11 protein-coding genes and 1 pseudogene are annotated in these 15648 nt (G+C 74.7%); 7 read left to right on the top strand and 5 right to left on the bottom strand.

Annotated elements, in window-relative coordinates; genetic code table 11:
* Positions 1-62: 62 nt before the first annotated feature.
* Both ABZ404_RS19580 and ABZ404_RS19575 read right to left on the bottom strand, forming a co-directional pair.
* A complete protein-coding gene (locus ABZ404_RS19580; RefSeq protein WP_358831479.1) occupies positions 63-1280 on the bottom strand; it encodes an ROK family transcriptional regulator in 1218 nt (405 codons plus the stop codon).
* A 224-nt stretch (positions 1281-1504) separates the two neighbouring features.
* Positions 1505-2566, bottom strand: coding sequence for a mechanosensitive ion channel family protein (locus tag ABZ404_RS19575; RefSeq protein WP_358831489.1), 1062 nt, complete (start codon positions 2564-2566; stop codon positions 1505-1507).
* 272 nt (positions 2567-2838) lie between these two features.
* Here ABZ404_RS19575 and ABZ404_RS19570 point away from each other — a divergent pair, with 272 nt between their 5' ends.
* The gene (locus ABZ404_RS19570) at positions 2839-3375 is read left to right on the top strand and encodes an HNH endonuclease (RefSeq protein WP_283143448.1); all 537 of its coding nucleotides are present in this window, start codon (positions 2839-2841) and stop codon (positions 3373-3375) included.
* A gap of 68 nt (positions 3376-3443) precedes the next feature.
* On the opposite strand, the gene ABZ404_RS19565 is transcribed toward ABZ404_RS19570, so the two are convergent.
* A complete protein-coding gene (locus ABZ404_RS19565) occupies positions 3444-6524 on the bottom strand; it encodes a beta-N-acetylglucosaminidase domain-containing protein (RefSeq protein ID WP_358831478.1) in 3081 nt (1026 codons plus the stop codon).
* A gap of 269 nt (positions 6525-6793) precedes the next feature.
* Here ABZ404_RS19565 and ABZ404_RS19560 point away from each other — a divergent pair, with 269 nt between their 5' ends.
* Genes ABZ404_RS19560 through ABZ404_RS19550 form a run of 3 tightly spaced genes read left to right on the top strand, consistent with a single transcriptional unit; the run spans position 6794 to position 9307 of the window.
* Positions 6794-6937, top strand: a complete 144-nt coding sequence (locus ABZ404_RS19560) for a hypothetical protein (RefSeq protein ID WP_358831491.1) — start codon at positions 6794-6796, stop codon at positions 6935-6937.
* 4 nt (positions 6938-6941) lie between these two features.
* Entirely contained in the window at positions 6942-9059 is a 2118-nt protein-coding gene (gene malQ / locus ABZ404_RS19555) for a 4-alpha-glucanotransferase (protein WP_358831477.1), read from the top strand.
* Between the two features lie 20 nt (positions 9060-9079).
* Entirely contained in the window at positions 9080-9307 is a 228-nt protein-coding gene (locus ABZ404_RS19550) for a hypothetical protein (RefSeq protein ID WP_101388341.1), read from the top strand.
* Positions 9308-9397: 90 nt separating this feature from the next.
* Here the strand turns inward: ABZ404_RS19550 and ABZ404_RS19545 are convergent, their stop codons facing one another.
* A complete protein-coding gene (locus tag ABZ404_RS19545; RefSeq protein ID WP_358831476.1) occupies positions 9398-9895 on the bottom strand; it encodes a MarR family transcriptional regulator in 498 nt (165 codons plus the stop codon).
* A gap of 79 nt (positions 9896-9974) precedes the next feature.
* Here ABZ404_RS19545 and ABZ404_RS19540 point away from each other — a divergent pair, with 79 nt between their 5' ends.
* Together ABZ404_RS19540 and ABZ404_RS19535 are read left to right on the top strand one after the other, a co-directional pair.
* The gene (locus ABZ404_RS19540; RefSeq protein ID WP_358831475.1) at positions 9975-10973 is read left to right on the top strand and encodes an EamA family transporter; all 999 of its coding nucleotides are present in this window, start codon (positions 9975-9977) and stop codon (positions 10971-10973) included.
* Between the two features lie 76 nt (positions 10974-11049).
* Positions 11050-11310, top strand: a pseudogene (locus ABZ404_RS19535) (EamA family transporter); the annotation flags it as partial.
* Positions 11311-11735: 425 nt separating this feature from the next.
* On the opposite strand, the gene pepN reads toward ABZ404_RS19535, so the two are convergent.
* Entirely contained in the window at positions 11736-14303 is a 2568-nt protein-coding gene (gene pepN, locus ABZ404_RS19530) for an aminopeptidase N (protein WP_358831474.1), read from the bottom strand.
* A 223-nt stretch (positions 14304-14526) separates the two neighbouring features.
* Here pepN and ABZ404_RS19525 point away from each other — a divergent pair, with 223 nt between their 5' ends.
* Entirely contained in the window at positions 14527-15057 is a 531-nt protein-coding gene (locus ABZ404_RS19525; protein WP_358831488.1) for a DUF1203 domain-containing protein, read from the top strand.
* Positions 15058-15648: the final 591 nt, after the last annotated feature.

The following is a 15648-nucleotide window of genomic DNA, read 5'->3' as shown; positions in this document are numbered from 1 at the left end:
GGGACGGGGATGAGGAAGGGGTGGGCGGGGCCGTACGGAGGTGCGTTGGGGGCGGCTGGGGGTCAGCGCGAGGTGTCGAAGACCTCGTCGCGGGTGGCGGCGAGCGCGCTCTCCAGCGCGCCGCGCAGGACGGGGTGGTCGCGCACCTCGCCGATGACGAGCCGGGGCCGGGAGGCGGCGAGCTCGCCCAGCTCCTGCTGGACCAGCGCGCGCAGCGGCTCGCCCCCGGCGGTGATCAGGGCGCCGGAGAGGACCACGAGCTCGGGGTCGAGCACGGCGACCATGGAGGCGAGGCCGGTGGCCAGACCGGTGGCGAAGGTCTCCAGGAGCGTGCGGTAGGAGCCGCTCTCCCGCTCCCGTACGGCCTCGGCGGCCCGGGCGATCAGCGCGGCGGCGGCCTCGGTGGACGAGCCGCCGGGGATGTCGGCGACCCCCAGCTCCCGGGCCAGGCGCGGCACCGCCTGACCGCCGGCCAGCTCCTGGAAGCCGCCCGAGTTCGCCTTGGTGACGTGCCGGACGAGCGGGGCGCCCGGCACCGGCAGGAAGCCCACCTCGCCCGCGCCGCCGGTGAAACCGCGGTGCAGCCGGCCGCCGATGACGAGGGCCGCGCCGAGACCGCCCTCGTTCCACAGCAGCACGAAGTCGTCGTGGCCGCGGGCGGCGCCGAGCCGCTGCTCGGCGATGGCCGCGAGGTTGACGTCGTTCTCGTACTCGACCGGCATCGGCAGCGCCGCCGCGAGCTCGTCGAGCAGGGCGGGGGAGTGCCAGCCGGGCAGGTGCGAGGCGTACCGCAGCCGCCCGGTGCCGGGGTCGAAGGCGCCGGGCGTGCCGATGACGACGCGGTGCAGATCGGCCCGGACCAGGTCGGCGGCCTTCACGGCCCCGTCCAGGGCGTCGGTGACCTGCCGCACCACCGACTCGCCGGCCCGGCGCCCCGGGGTGCGCACCGCGAACTCCCCGACCACGGCCCCGGTGACGTCCGCGACGGCGGCGCGGATGCGCTCGGGGGTGACGTCGAGCCCGGCGACGTGCGCGGCGCGCGCGTTGACCGCGTACAGCTGGGCGTTGGGACCGGGCCGGCCCTCGGTGGTCCCGGTCGCCACGACGAGCCCGGCCGCCTCCAGCCGCGCCAGGAGCTGCGAGGCGGTCGGCTTGGAGAGCCCGGTGAGCTTGCCGATGCGGGTGCGGGACAGGGGGCCGTGCTCCAGCAGCAGATCGAGGGCGGCACGGTCGTTCATGGCGCGGAGTACGCGCGGTGTTCCCGGGGTAGTACCGGCCACGAGGCTGCACCTGCCCTTCCCAGCACTGTTAGGAAAGTTTCCTATCGGATGCAGTGAAGGTAGGGGGCGTTCAGCGGGGCGTCAATGGTGCGGGCCCGGGGGTCTACCAAAGCGTTACGTGACGCACGACGGCCCCGGCGCACTGAGCACCGGGGCCGGGCCGCACCCCCGAAGGGGCGCGGGGAGCCGCGCGACCAGCCGCAACGGACCCGCAGCCGAACGAACTACTTCGCGAGCCCCGGGGGGATCGGCGTCGTGGCCAGCGACTGCGGGGAAGTCGGGTTGTTGAGGGCCGACGGGGCGGCCACCGCGGCGGACGGGTCCGGGGCCGACGCGTCCGGGTCCACCGGCGCCGTACCCCCCACGATCCGTATCCCGGCCGCGTCCAGCGACCGCTTGATGCGCCAGCGCAGCTCGCGCTCCACGCCCAGCGCCTTGCCCGGCATCGTCTTCGCCGAGACGCGGATCACCATCGAGTCCAGCAGCACCTCGTTGAGGCCGAGGACCTCCACCGGCCCCCACAGCCGCTCGTTCCACGGCTCGTCCTTGGCCATGGACTCGGCCGCCTCCGTGATGGCGGCCCGGACGCGGTCCAGGTCCTCCGTCGGGCGGACCTGGACGTCGACGGCGGCCGTCGCCCATCCCTGGCTGAGGTTGCCGATGCGCTTGATCTCGCCGTTGCGCACGTACCAGATCTCGCCGTTGTCGCCGCGCAGCTTCGTCACCCGCAGCCCGACCTCGACCACCTCGCCGGAGGCCACGCCCGCGTCGATCGAGTCGCCGACGCCGTACTGGTCCTCCAGGATCATGAAGACGCCGGAGAGGAAGTCGGTGACGAGGTTGCGCGCGCCGAAACCGATCGCCACACCCGCGACACCCGCCGAGGCGAGGAGCGGCGCCAGGTCGATGTTGAGGACGCCCAGGACCATCAGGGCCGCGGTGCCCAGGATCAGGAAGGACGCCACCGAGCGCAGCACCGAGCCGATGGCCTCCGAGCGCTGGCGGCGGCGCTCGGCGTTGACCAGGAGGCCGCCGAGCGCGGTGCCTTCCACCGCTTGGGCGCTGCGGTTCATCCGGTCGATGAGCTTGGTCAGCGCGCGGCGCACCAGCACCCGCAGCACCGACGCGATGATCACGATGAGCAGGATCCGCAGGCCGATGGCGAGCCAGGTCGACCAGTTCTCCTCCACCCAGCCGGCGGCCTCGGTGGCCTGCTTCTGGGCGTCGTCGAGGGTGACCGGGGCGGTCGTCGGGCCGGTGGGATCGGACGGGGATCCGGCGGCCAGTACGGCGGGCCAGTGCACGGCGGGAACCTCCAGGCATTGCGCTGCCGACAGTGCGACGGCAGACCAACCACACTAACGGGGCAAGCCATGTGCTTCGTTGCCGTGCGCGGAGCGGGCGCGAGGGCGGGCCCGGGACGCGGGGGAGTGTGGTCGAAAACACTTCAGGGCCGTTACCCGGACGTGGTGGCGCTCCGACCGGCCCTGAGGAGAGACTGAAGGCAGATCGTCCCGGCGCGAGCCACGCGCCGCCGGCGTACAAGGAGGCATCCACCGTGCCGCACGTCCTGGTCCTCAACGCGTCGTACGAGCCCCTCGGCGTCGTACCGCTCCGCCGCGCGCTCGTCCTCGTGCTCGAAAACAAGGCAGTCTGCCTAGAGGAATCCGGCGCCTTCATGCACAGCGCGACCCGGGTCGTCCCCGCTCCCAGCGTGGTCCGGCTCAAGAGATTCGTACGGGTCCCCTACCGGGGGCCCGTCCCACTGACCCGCCGTGCGCTCTTCGCCCGTGACGGCGGGCGCTGTATGTACTGCGGTGGCGTCGCAACCAGCGTCGACCACGTGATCCCGCGCAGCCGCGGCGGTCAGCACGTCTGGGACAACGTGGTGGCGGCCTGCCGCCGCTGCAACCACGTCAAGGCCGACCGGCACCTGCTGGAGCTCGGCTGGCGCCTGCGCCACCAGCCCGCACCGCCCAGCGGTCTGGCGTGGCGCATCATCGGCACGGGGCACCGGGACCCACGCTGGCTCCCGTACCTCCAACCGTTCGGCGCTGACGACGCCCTGGCCCGGATCGACGGCATCTCCGCCTGAGTCCGGGCCTCCGTCGTCCCCGGGGGCCGGCCCGCCGGCCCCCGGCCCCGGCGTGTCCGCGCCCCGCCTCACTGGCCCCGCGCGGCCACGCCGTACGCCTCCACCGACCACAGCGAGTACCCGTACGGCGTCGCCCGCGTCACCCCCTGCACCCGCAGGAACCGCACGCCGCGCGCGTCCATGCGCACCGCCTCCCGGCCGCCCCTGCCCTCCCGCACGGTCGCGGCCGTGTGCCAGGTCCGCCCGTCCGGCGAGACCTGCACGGTGTAGCTGCTCGCATACGCGTCCTGCCAGGTCAGCACGACCAGACCGACCCGGCTCGGGGCCGGGAGCTCCGCCTGCCACCAGGCGTCGTCCCGCGCCGGGGAGGACCAGCGCGTCGCGGGGTCGCCGTCGGCGGCCGCGCGCGCGGGGAACGCGGGCGTCTCGTCGCCGGAGGAGGTGGCCGCGGCCCCCGCGACCAGATCGGGCCCGGCCGTGCGCGGATACGCCCGTACGGTCAGGACGCGCTCCTGCCCGGAGAAGGCGACCGGCACCCGGTACTCGCCCGCCGGGGTGCCCGGCGCCACCGTCACCTCCACCGGCACGCTCACCGAGGCGCCGCGCGGGACCGTGACCGCCCCCGGGACCCGCACGGCCAGGCCCCGCGGGGCCTTCGCGCCGAGCGTGCCCGCCACGTCCGCGGGCCGGGTCGAGGTCAGCACGGCCGTCACCACCTGCGGCTTCCCGCCGATCTCGGCGTCGGCCACGTCCCGGGCGAGCTCCAGGCGGGCCCGCGGCTCGTCGGCGAACCACGGGACCAGATGGCGTACGGACCGTACGGCGGCGGTCGGGCCCGTCACGCGGACGGCGTCGGCGCGCACGCCCCGCGCGGCGCTCTGCGTCCAGCCGTCCGGCGACAGCGGTCCCAGGCTGCGCCAGCCCACACCGGGCAGATGCGCCTGCACCAGCGCCCCGCCCTCGGCCCAGGCGACCCGGCCGGGACCCGGGCCCGGGCCCCAGGCGGCGTCCGGCACGGGCCGCGCGCCCGCGGTGGCCCAGGCGGGCGGGCCCGAGCCGGGGCCCACCGACGGGCCCGGCCCGATGCCGGAGTCGTCCATCACGGTGACCGCCTCCACCGGGCGGACCCGGCCCAGGCGCACGGTGTAGGCGTCCGGCGAGAGGGTGACCTCGCCGGGCGGCCGGTCCGCGCCCGTCCAGGTGGCCGAGGCCCGCGCCGCGCGGGTCAGGAACGCGTCCAGGACGCCCTTGCCGACGGTGACCGGGCCGGTGGCGGCGTCCCGGCGCAGCGGCTCCAGGTCGAGCGCGGCCCGCCAGGCGCCCGCGCCGTCGCCGTGGGCCTGCGCCTGGAGCATGTCCACGGCCTTCTCCCCGGCCCGGCCGTAGCGGGCGAGCCGGTCCGCCCAGGGGCGCAGCTCGTCGGCGAGCGAGCCGCTGCCCGCGAGGCGCTCGGGGGTCAGCCGCATCACGGTGAACGCCGCGCGCAGCCGCGCCGCCGCCCGGTCCCGTACCGCCGCGTCCGCCGCGCCGCGCGAGCTCCAGAACGTGTCGAGCAGCGGGCGCAGATAGGCCGACTCGGCGCTGCTGAGGACCGAGGAGGAGTCGTTGCCCGCCAGCGCCGTGAGCGCCTCGCGCAGGTGGGCGTCGCCGCCCGCGAGGTCCGCGACAGCCGCCCGCCAGGACTCCTCCGGCTCGTACCCCTGCGGGTTCCAGGCGTAGTCGGCCGCCGTGAACAGCGGGATCCGGGAGGCCGAGGCCTGGACCATGGCGTTGGCGAGCAGGGCGGCGGAGCCGGTGGCGACCGCGGGCTCGCGGCCCGTGTAGGGGCCAAGGAAGATCCGGCCCGGCGCCCAGTCGTTCACCGGGTAGTTGTCCATCGTCACCAGCGGGTGCCCGAACGCGTCCCGCGCGCCCGCCAGTTCGTGGCCGGTGATGGTGCGCGGCACCACCCCGACGCCCGTCCAGGCGACCTGCACGCGCGCGTCCAGCCCGTCCGCGAGCGCGTCCCGGTAGGCGGTGGCGCCGTCCTGGTAGTACTCGGTCGGCATCAGCGACAGCGGCCGCGCGCCCGGATGGCGCTCGGCCAGGTGCGCGGCGACGGCGTTCGCCACGCGCGCGTGGGCGCGGGCGGCGGCGGCCGGCCCCCGGCCGAAGGTGTGCGCGTCCTGCCCGCAGTGCCACTCGCTGTAGCTGACGTCCTGGAACTGGAGCTGGAAGGCGCGCACGCCCAGCGCCCACATCGCGTCGAGCTTGCGCAGCAGCGCCTTGAGGTCCTTGTCCGAGGACAGGCACATCTCCTGGCCGGGCGCCACGGCCCAGGCGAGGGTGACGTGGTTGGCGGCGGCGCGGGCGGCGAGCGCCCGGAAGTCCGCGCGCCGGTCGGCCGGGTACGGGTCGCGCCAGCGGGCCAGGCGGTACGGGTCGTCGCCGGGCGCGTAGAGGTACCGGTTCTGCTTGGTGCGGCCCATGAAGTCGAGGTGCTCCAGGCGCTGTTCGCGCGTCCAGGGCTGCCCGTAGAAGCCTTCCGTCGTGCCGCGCACGGCCGTGGCGGGCCAGTCCCGCACCCGGACGCCGGGCAGCGTGGCGCGGCCGCGCCGGTCCTGGACCAGGAGCTGACGCAGCGTCTGCACGGCGTGGAAGAGCCCGTCCTCGCCGACCCCGTCGAGCGCGACCGTGTCCCGCCCGGCGACCCGGCCCACCCCGATCCGGTAGCCGCCCGGCGGCAGGTCCCCGCGCTCGGCGAGCCGCAGGGCGCGCAGCGCGTCCTGCGCGCCGCTGCCGCCGACGCGGAACACCGGGCCGTGGCCGCCCGGTTCGTGGTGCAGCGTGGTGACGCCGGCCCGGCCGAGGACGTCCCCGAGCGCGGCCACCGCGTACGGATCGGCGTCCGGGTCCGCGAGCAGCACGGCCTCCGAGCCGAGGCGCAGCGCCGGGCCCGCGTGCCGGACGGACTGGGGCCGGGGCCAGACGGCGGGGGCGTCGTCCCGTGCCGCCTCCCTCGCCGTCGCCGTGGACGCGCCCTCGGTGGTGGGCTGTTCGGGTGCCGGGGGATCCACGGGGGCGCCGAGGGCGCCGGGCGCCGCGCCGAGCAGTCCGCCGATGACGGCGACCGCGACGGCCGCCGCCCGCTTCCCGCGCCCGAACTGCACACCGTCTCCTCGTCTGTGTGGACTTGTGGAGCTCCGGTCCTCTGGTGGCAGCCCCCGGCGGAGCGTCCCGCGCCGCGACCGGACCCGAGCCCACCACCCCCGTGGCGAAGGTGTCAACGCGCGTGACTGTTGTGCCGGAATTGCCCGTTCCGGTGACCTGGGTCACAGGACGGGGGTGACGAGCGCTACTCGCCCCGCGTTGTACGTCTGGGAGCCCGCCCGCTGGGTAGGGCTGCTGTGTCCCCGTCGCCGACCCCGTGGAGCCCTCCGTGGCCGTTTCCGCCCTTGAACAGCCCCTGACCAGCGAACCTCCGCTGGCCGACGCCGAACCGCTGACCAGCGAGCCGCCCCTGACCGAGGCCGCGCCCCTGACCAGCGAACCGACCCCGGTGGCCGCCCAAGCCGGAGCCTGACGCCATGACCCTCGCCCGGCTCGCCGCCCTGCACGGCGTCGCCACGTCCTACGCCCCGTCGGCCGACCGCACGGTCCCCGTCCCGGAGGCCACGGTCGTCGCCGTCCTCGCGGCCCTGGGCGTCGAGGCGGCGACACCGGAGGCGGTGGCGGCGTCCCTCGCCACCGCCGAACTGAGCGCGGCGGAGCGCCTGTTGCCCCCGACCGTGGTCCACTGGCGCACCCCGGACCCCGCCCCGCCCCCACCGCTCACCGCCCTGCCGCCCGGCACCCGCGTCCGGGTCGAGGCCGAGGACGGCACGGAGGCGGACTGGACGGCGCCGGACGCGCCCTGGCCCGTCCTCCCCCTCGGTGTCCACCGGGCCACCGCCCGCACCCCCGACGGCCGCACCGCCGCCGCCTGCCTCGTGGTCGCCCCCGAGCGCACCCCGCAGCCCCCCGAGCGCACCCACGGGTTCCTGGTGCAGCTCTACTCCCTGCTCTCCGCCCGCTCCTGGGGCATGGGCGACCTCGGGGACCTCGCCGAGCTCGCCGGCTGGGCCGGACGGTCCGTCGGCGCCGGATTCCTCCAGGTCAACCCGCTGCACGCGGCCGTCCCCGGCACCCCCACCGACCCGTCCCCCTACCGCCCCTCCTCCCGCCGCTTCCCCGACCCCGTCCACCTGCGGATCGAGGACGTCCCCGAGTACGCCTACGTCCGCGAGCGCAAGCGGCTGGACGAGCTGCTGACGGCGGCGGACGCGCTGCGCCGGTCGGTGCTCGACGACGGCGAACTGATCGACCGGGACGCGGTGTGGGCGCTGAAGCGCGAGGCCCTCGAAGCCCTGCACGCGGTACCACTGACGCCCGGGCGGCGGGAGGCGTACTGCGACTACCTGGCGCACCAGGGCCAGGCCCTGGAGGACCACGCCACCTGGTGCGCGCTGGCCGAGCGGTACGGATCCGACTGGACCCGCTGGCCCGGCGCCCTGCGCGACCCCCGCTCGCCCGCCACCGCCCGCGCCCGGCGCGAGCTCATCGACCGCGTCGACTTCCACACCCGCCTCGCCTGGCTCACCGACACCCAGCTCGCCGCCGCCCAGCGGGCCGCCAAGGACGCCGGGATGGCCGTCGGCCTCGTCCACGACCTCGCCGTCGGCGTGCACCCGGGCGGCGCCGACGCCTGGGCGCAGCAGCGCACCTTCGCCCAGGGCATGTCGGTGGGCGCGCCCCCCGACGCCTTCAACGCGCGCGGCCAGGACTGGGGGCTGCCGCCCTGGCGCCCCGACGTCCTCGCCGCCTCCGGCTACGCCCCCTACCGGGGCCTGCTGCGCAATCTGCTGCGGCACGCCGGGGCCCTGCGCATCGACCATGTGATGGGCCTGTTCCGGCTCTGGTGGATCCCCCGGGGACAGGAGCCCACGGCGGGCACCTACGTCCGCTACGACGCCGAGGCGATGCTCGCCGTGCTCGTCCTGGAGGCCCACCGCGCGGACGCGGCCGTCATAGGGGAGGACCTGGGCACGGTCGAGCCCGGGGTGCGCGAGGCCCTGAGCCGGCGCGGGGTGCTCGGCACCTCGGTGCTCTGGTTCGAGCGCGACTGGGAGGGCGCCGGCCGCCCGCTGCCCCCCGCCGACTGGCGCGAGGGCTGCGTGGCCACCGCCACCACCCACGACCTGCCCTCCACGGCTGCCCGCCTCACCGGCGAGCACGTCGGGCTGCGCCACCGCCTCGGACTGCTCACCCGGCCGCTCGCCGAGGAGCAGGCCGAGGACGCGGCCGAGGTGGGCGAGTGGCTGGCCTACCTCACCCGGCTCGGGCTGCTGCCCGAGGGCGCCCGGGGCGAGGAGGGCGCGGTGCGCGCGGTCTACCGGTTCCTGCTGCGCACCCCGGCCCGGATGGTCGGGGTGTGGCTGCCGGACGCGGTGGGCGACCGCCGTCCGCAGAATCTGCCGGGCACCTGGGACCAGTACCCCAACTGGCGCCTGCCGGTGGCCGGTCCCGACGGCCGCCCGCTCGCCCTAGAGGACGTGGTCGCCTCGCCCCGGCTGCACGGCCTGATGCGGGTGTTCGCGCCCGGCCCGGACACCCCGGCGCCGGGCGGGCGGTCCCGTACGGCACCCCCGGGCGCGCGCCCCGCTTAGGCGTTCGCTACGTTTGCACCGTGGACAAGAAGAACACCCTGCGCGCCGGCGCCGTGGCAGCCGGTACGACGCTGATGATGCTGCTCATGTCGGCCCCCGCCCTCGCGGTCACCCGCGACGACGGCGACGACCCGGGCTCCGGCCTGAGCGTGTTCGACACGATCGGCCTGTACGTGATCGCGCCCATCGCGCTGTTCGCGGTCATCGCCGGCCTGGTCATGGTCCTCGACAAGTCGAAGAAGGCCTGACCGGTCACGCCGTACGCCCTGTGAGGCGCTCCGCGGTACGAGTGGCACTCGTACCGCGGAGCGCCTTTGCGTTCTTCTCCTCCCGCGGGGTCAGTGCGCCGCGAGCAGCTTGCGCAGCAGCGCGTTCAGCTGCTCCGCCTCCGCCGCGTCGAGCACCCCGCCCAGCACCTCGTGCTGCATCTCCAGACCGGCCGTCACCGACGCGTCGACGATCTCGCGGCCCTTGTCGGAGAGGGTGACGCGCAGCCCGCGCCGGTCGTTCGGGTCCGGGCTGCGGCTGAGCAGCCCGGCCTTCTCCAGCTTGTCCAGACGTCCGGTCATCCCGCCGGTGGTGAGCATCGTGGTCGCCGAGAGCTGGCGCGGCGAGAGCGTGTACGGCTCGCCGGAGCGGCGCAGCGTCGCCAGGACGTCGAACTCGCCGCGCGAGATCCCGAACCGCCGGTACTCCTTCTCGATCCGGTCGCCCATGGCCTTGGCGACGCGGTAGATGCGCCCGTAGACGGCCATCGGCACGGTGTCGAGGTCGGGCCTGACCTCCGCCCACTGCGCGGTGATGGCGTCGACGGGGTCACGGGGGGTCGCAGTCATGGAACCAGTATCCGAGCCGTGTGGAACGGACGCAAGAAAGTTGCTTGACGAAAAGTAGCTTAGGAGTAAGCTACTTTCCATGAAGCGAACCCAGAGCCGTATCGCCACCGTCGCCCTCACCGCCCTCGCCCCCGTCTCGTGGGGCTCCACCTACGCCGTGACGACGGAGTTCCTCCCCGCCGACCGCCCGCTGTTCACCGGCATGATGCGGGCGCTGCCCGCCGGACTCGCGCTCATGCTCGCCACCCGGCGACTGCCACGGGGCTCGTGGTGGTGGAAGGCGGTGGTGCTGGGGGCGCTGAACATCGGGGCCTTCTTCCCGCTCCTCTTCCTCGCCGCCTACCGGCTGCCCGGCGGCATGGCCGCGGTGATCGGCTCGCTCGGACCGCTATGGGTGGCCGGACTCGCCGCGCTCTTCCTGGGGGAGCGGCCGTCGCTGCGGACCCTGCTCACCGGCATAGCGGCGGCCCTCGGGGTGAGTCTGGTCGTCCTGAAGGCCACCGGGGCGCTGGACGCCGTCGGGGTCGTGGCGGGAGTGGCCTCGTCCGTGTCGATGGCCGCGGGAACGGTCTTCACCAAGCGGTGGGGGCGCCCCGAGGGAGTCGGCCCGCTGGTGCTCACCGGCTGGCAGCTGACCGCGGGCGGACTGCTGATCGCGCCGGTCGCCTTCCTGGTCGAGGGCGCGCCGCCCGTGCTGGACGGCCGCAACCTCCTGGGCTACCTCTACCTCGCCCTGGTCAACACCGCCGTCGCCTACTGGCTCTGGTTCCGCGGCATCGGCCGCCTCACCGCCACCTCGGTGACCTTCCTCGGCCCGCTGTCGCCGCTGACCGCCGCCGTCATCGGCTGGGCCGCGCTCGGCCAGGCGCTCACCCCGCTCCAGCTGGCGGGTATGGCGGTCGCCTTCGGGGCGACGCTGGCGGGCCAGTACGTGCCGAGGGCCCGGCCCGCGGCGGCGACGACAGAGCCGGTGGCGGCGACCGGAACGGCGGCGGCCACCGCCGAAACGTTCACTTCAGCTGAACGGTCGGCTCGGAAAGATTCGATGGACGCGATGGCCGGGGCGGTGCGACGGTAATCCGGCACCCCCGCCGACCACCGAAGGAGCGCCCACCACCGTGGCAGTCCTGGAGCACGACCGGCACGACCGGACCATACGGACCCCCCAGAGGGCGAGCCGGGCCAACGGCCCCGGACTCGCCCTCGCGGGCGTCGCGACCCTCGTCTGGTCCGGCAGCTTCGTCGCCTCCCGGGCCCTGCACGACTCCGTGCCCCCGGTCCAGGCCGCCTTCTGGCGCTGGATCATCGCCCTCGTGGCGGTCGCGCCCCTCGGGGCCCGCGAGACCTGGCGCCAACGGGCCCTGATCCGCCGCCACTTCCGCTTCGTCCTTCTCGCCGCCCTGCTGGGCATCACGGCCCCCGGGGGCCTGGCCCCCGTCTCCGGCCCTGCCCCGGGTCTTTCGGCTGCGGTCCGTGGTGGGTTGCTCGCGCAGTTCCCCGCGCCCCTGGGTGGTCTGGGGTGCGGGGATTGCGGTTTCCGCTGCCCTGCCCCGGGTTTTTCGGCTGCGGATCGTGGTGGGTTGCTCGCGCAGTTCCCCGCGCTCCTGGGTGGTTAGGGGCGCGGGGAACTGCGCGGCCAGCCACAGACGGGCCGCAGCCGAGATACGTGCCAGCGGGGCACGGGGGCCGCAGGCCCCGCAAGCGGGGACCCGGGGCGCAGGTCCCGTAGAAGGCCCGGAGGCACCCCAAGTCCCGCAGGGACCGGGGGTGCCACCCCGGGCAAACCCGCCCCGCCCCACCCCCGGAGGGTTCAGGGAAGGGGCGGGGTGGGGGAGAAAACCTACGCCGCCGCGTCCGCCTCCTGCGCCCGCAGCGCCCGCTCGACCCCCGCCCGCGACTCCGAGATCAGCCGCCGCAGCGCCGCGCTCGGGGACGCCGACGCCAGCCACGCGTCCGTCGTGTCCAGCGTCGCCTGCGACACCTGGAGCGACGGGTACAGCCCTGTCGCGATCTGCTGCGCGATCTCGTGCGACCGCGACTCCCACACACCCTTGACCGCCGCGAAGAACTTCTCCGTGTACGGGGCGAGCAGCTCGCGCTGGTCGACCTGGACGAAGCCCCCGATGACCGCCTCCTGCACGGCGTTGGGCAGCGAGTCGCCCTCCACCACCGACGCCCACGCCTCGGCCTTCGCCTCGGCCGTGGGACGCGCGGCGCGCGCGGTGGCCGCGTGGCGCTCGCCCGCCGCCGTGCGGTCGCGCTCCAGCTCCGCCGCGATCACCTTCTCGTCCGCGCGCCCGGTCGCCGCGAGGCGCTCGACGAACGCCCAGCGCAGGTCGGTGTCGACGGCCAGGCCGTCCACCGCCTCGGTGCCGTCGAGGAGCCCCTGGAGCAGATCGAGCTGCTCACCGGTACGGGCGGTGGCCGCGAACGCCCGCGCCCACGCCAGTTGGTGGTCACTGCCGGGCGCCGACGCCCGCAGCTGCTCCAGCGTCGCCTCGGTCCAGCGGGCCAGACCCGTCTCGCGCCACTCGGGCGCCGCGTACAGCTCAAGGGCGAGCTTCACCTGGCGGTGCAGCGACTGCACCACACCGATGTCCGACTCCTTGGCGATGCCGGAGAGCACCAGCGCCAGGTAGTCGCGGGTCGCGAGCTCCCCGTCGCGCGTCATGTCCCAGGCCGAGGCCCAGCACAGCGCGCGCGGCAGCGACTCGGCGAAGTCCCCGAGGTGCGCGGTGACGACCTTCAGGGACTCCTCGTCGAGGCGCACCTTCGCGTAGCTGAGGTCGTCGTCGTTGAGGAGGACGACCGCCGGGCGGCGGGTGCCCGCCGGGAGCTCGACCGCCGTGCGCGCCCCCTCCACGTCCAGCTCGACGCGCTCGGTGCGCACCAGCTTGCCGGTCTCGTTCAGCTCGTAGAAGCCGATCGCGATCCGGTGCGGGCGCAGGGTCGGCTCGCCCTGGGCGCCGGCGGGCAGCGCCGGGGCCTCCTGGAGGACGGTGAAGGAGGTGATGACGCCCTCGCCGTCGACCTCGATCTCCGGACGCAGCACGTTGATGCCGGCCGTCTCCAGCCACGCCTTCGACCAGGTCTTCAGATCACGCCCGGAGGTCTTCTCCAGCGCGCCGAGCAGATCGGACAGGCGCGTGTTGCCGAAGGCGTGCGCCATGAAGTACGCCTGCACGCCCTGGAAGAACGCGTCCATGCCGACGTACGCGACGAGCTGCTTGAGCACCGACGCGCCCTTGGCGTACGTGATGCCGTCGAAGTTGACGAGCACGTCGTCGAGGTCGCGGATGTCCGCCATGATCGGGTGCGTCGACGGGAGCTGGTCCTGCCGGTACGCCCAGGTCTTCATGGAGTTGGCGAACGTGGTCCAGGCGTGCGGCCACTTGGAGCCCGGCGCGTACGCCTGGCAGGCGATCGAGGTGTACGTGGCGAACGACTCGTTCAGCCACAGGTCGTTCCACCACTCCATGGTGACGAGGTCGCCGAACCACATGTGGGCGAGCTCGTGCAGGATGGTCTCGGCCCGCACCTCGTAGGCGGCGTCGGTGACCTTGGACCGGAACACGTACTGGTCCCGGATCGTCACCGCGCCCGCGTTCTCCATCGCGCCCGCGTTGAACTCCGGCACGAAGAGCTGGTCGTACTTGGCGAACGGGTAGGCGTAGTCGAACTTCTCCTGGAACCAGTCGAAGCCCTGCCGGGTGACGTCGAAGATCTCGTCGGCGTCGAGGAACTCGGCGAGCGAGGGACGGCAGTAGATGCCCAGCGGCACGGACTGCCCGTCCTTCTCGTACGAGGAGTGGACGCTGTGGTACGGACCGACGATCAGCGCCGTGATGTAGCTGGAGATGCGGGGCGTCGGCTCGAAGACCCATACGTCGTCGGCCGGCTCGGGGGTCGGTGAGTTCGAGATCACGGTCCAGCCCGAGGGGGCCTTCACGGTGAACTGGAAGGTGGCCTTCAGGTCCGGCTGCTCGAAGGAGGCGAAGACGCGGCGGGCGTCCGGCACCTCGAACTGGGTGTAGAGGTACGCCTGGTCGTCGACCGGGTCGACGAAGCGGTGCAGGCCCTCGCCGGTGTTGGTGTACGCGCAGTCCGCGACGACCTTCAGCTCGTTCGCCCCCGCCCGCAGACCGGCGAGCGCGATGCGCGAGTCGGCGAACACGGCGGCCGGGTCGAGCGCGGTGCCGTTGAGGACGACCTCGTGCACGGTGGGCGCGACGAGGTCGATGAACGTCTGTGCGCCGTCCTCGGCGGAGTCGAAGCGCACGGTGGTCACGGACCTGTAGGTCCCGCCCTCCTGCGCGCCGCTCAGATCGAGCTCGATCGCGTACGAGTCGACGCTCAGCAGCTCCGCGCGCCGCTGGGCCTCTTCACGGGTCAGATTCGTGCCAGGCACCCGGCCATCTCCTTCAGGACTTCTCTACGGTTTCGGCCATCCTTGCACGAGACGTCCGCGGGGCGTACAGGGCTTTTGCCCGGCGGGTTCCAGGTCCGAATTCCGCCGGTGAGGGGGTGGGGGCGCCCGGCAGCCTGGACGCATGACCCAGCCAACTCAGCCAACCCAGCCAACTCAGCCAACCCAGATCACTCAGTCGACCCAGATGGCCCGGCCGACCCAGATGCCCCGGCCGACCGGTCCGATCCGGCCGACGGACGCACCGGCCTACTCGCCCCTGCCGATCCCGCCCTCCGCGCTGGCACAGCTTCGCGTCACGGACGACGCCGGGCGCGCCTTCGCTCCCTTCACCGACGAGGAGGGCGACGCCCCGCTCCGCTGCTGCCTGCGCCGCAGCGCGCCGGGCGAGCGGATCGCCCTCGTCTCCTACGCGCCGCTGCGCCGCTGGGCGGCCGCGACGGGGGTGGAGCCGGGGGCGTACGACGAGCAGGGCCCGGTGTTCGTCCACGCGGAGTGCGGGGGGCCGGGGGAGTGGGAGGGGTACCCGTTCGCGCGGGAGGGGGCGCTGCGGGTGGTGCGGCGGTACGACGCGGGGGGTCGGATCATCGGGGGCAGCCTGCTGGAACTCCCCTCCGACTCGACGGAGGCCTTCGAGACGGCCTTCGCGGAGGCCTTCGCGGATCCCCGGGTGGTGCTGGTCCATGTGCGGGCGGTGGACTACGGGTGCTTCCACTTCGAGGTGCGGAGGCGGTAGGCCGGGGGCGGGGCGGCCCGGGGTTCGTCTGCGGGTGGGTGGTCGGTTGCTCGCGCAGTTCCCCGCGCCCCCAGGGGGATGGGGGTGGGGTGCGTAGTGCCTGCGGCGGGGTTCGGGGGCTTTTGTCCGCAGGCCGTGGTGGGCTGGTCGCGCAGTTCCCCGCGCCCCTCAAGGCACCTCCGACCCGAGGGCAGTGGCGAGCCCTCCGTGGGTGCGGGCGCGATGTGGGTAGCCAGGGAGGGATCCAGGGGCGTAGCCCCGGGCTTTCAGGGGCGCGGGGAACTGCGCGAGGAACCCCCACCGGTCGGTGGACGAACGGGTGTCTGGGGGCGCGGGGAACTGCGCGAGCAACCCCCACCGGTCGGTGGACGAACGGGTGTCTGGGGGCGCGGGGAACTGCGCGAGCAACCCCCACCGGTCGGTGGACGAACGGGTACCCAGGGGCGCGGGGAACTGCGCGACCAGCCCCCACCGGTCGGTGGACGAACGGGTGCCCAGGGGCGCGGGGAACTGCGCGAGCAGCCCCCACCGGTCGGTGGACGAACGGGTGCCCAGGGGCGCGGGGAACTGCGCGAGCAACCCACCACCGGG

It is taken from the genome of Streptomyces sp. NPDC005878 (assembly GCF_040629815.1).
Taxonomy (GTDB): domain Bacteria; phylum Actinomycetota; class Actinomycetes; order Streptomycetales; family Streptomycetaceae; genus Streptomyces.
The sequence above is the reverse complement of the archived record's forward strand: the minus strand, read 5'-3'. Positions and strand labels throughout refer to the sequence as shown.

Excerpts from the sequence above, each read along its gene's own strand:
- malQ (WP_358831477.1), top strand. The coding sequence starts at position 6,942 with ATGACCCTCGCCCGGCTCGCCGCCCTGCACGGCGTCGCCACGTCCTAC.
- ABZ404_RS19545 (WP_358831476.1), bottom strand. The coding sequence starts at position 9,895 with ATGACTGCGACCCCCCGTGACCCCGTCGACGCCATCACCGCGCAGTGG.
- ABZ404_RS19540 (WP_358831475.1), top strand. The coding sequence starts at position 9,975 with ATGAAGCGAACCCAGAGCCGTATCGCCACCGTCGCCCTCACCGCCCTC.
- ABZ404_RS19525 (WP_358831488.1), top strand. The coding sequence starts at position 14,527 with ATGCCCCGGCCGACCGGTCCGATCCGGCCGACGGACGCACCGGCCTAC.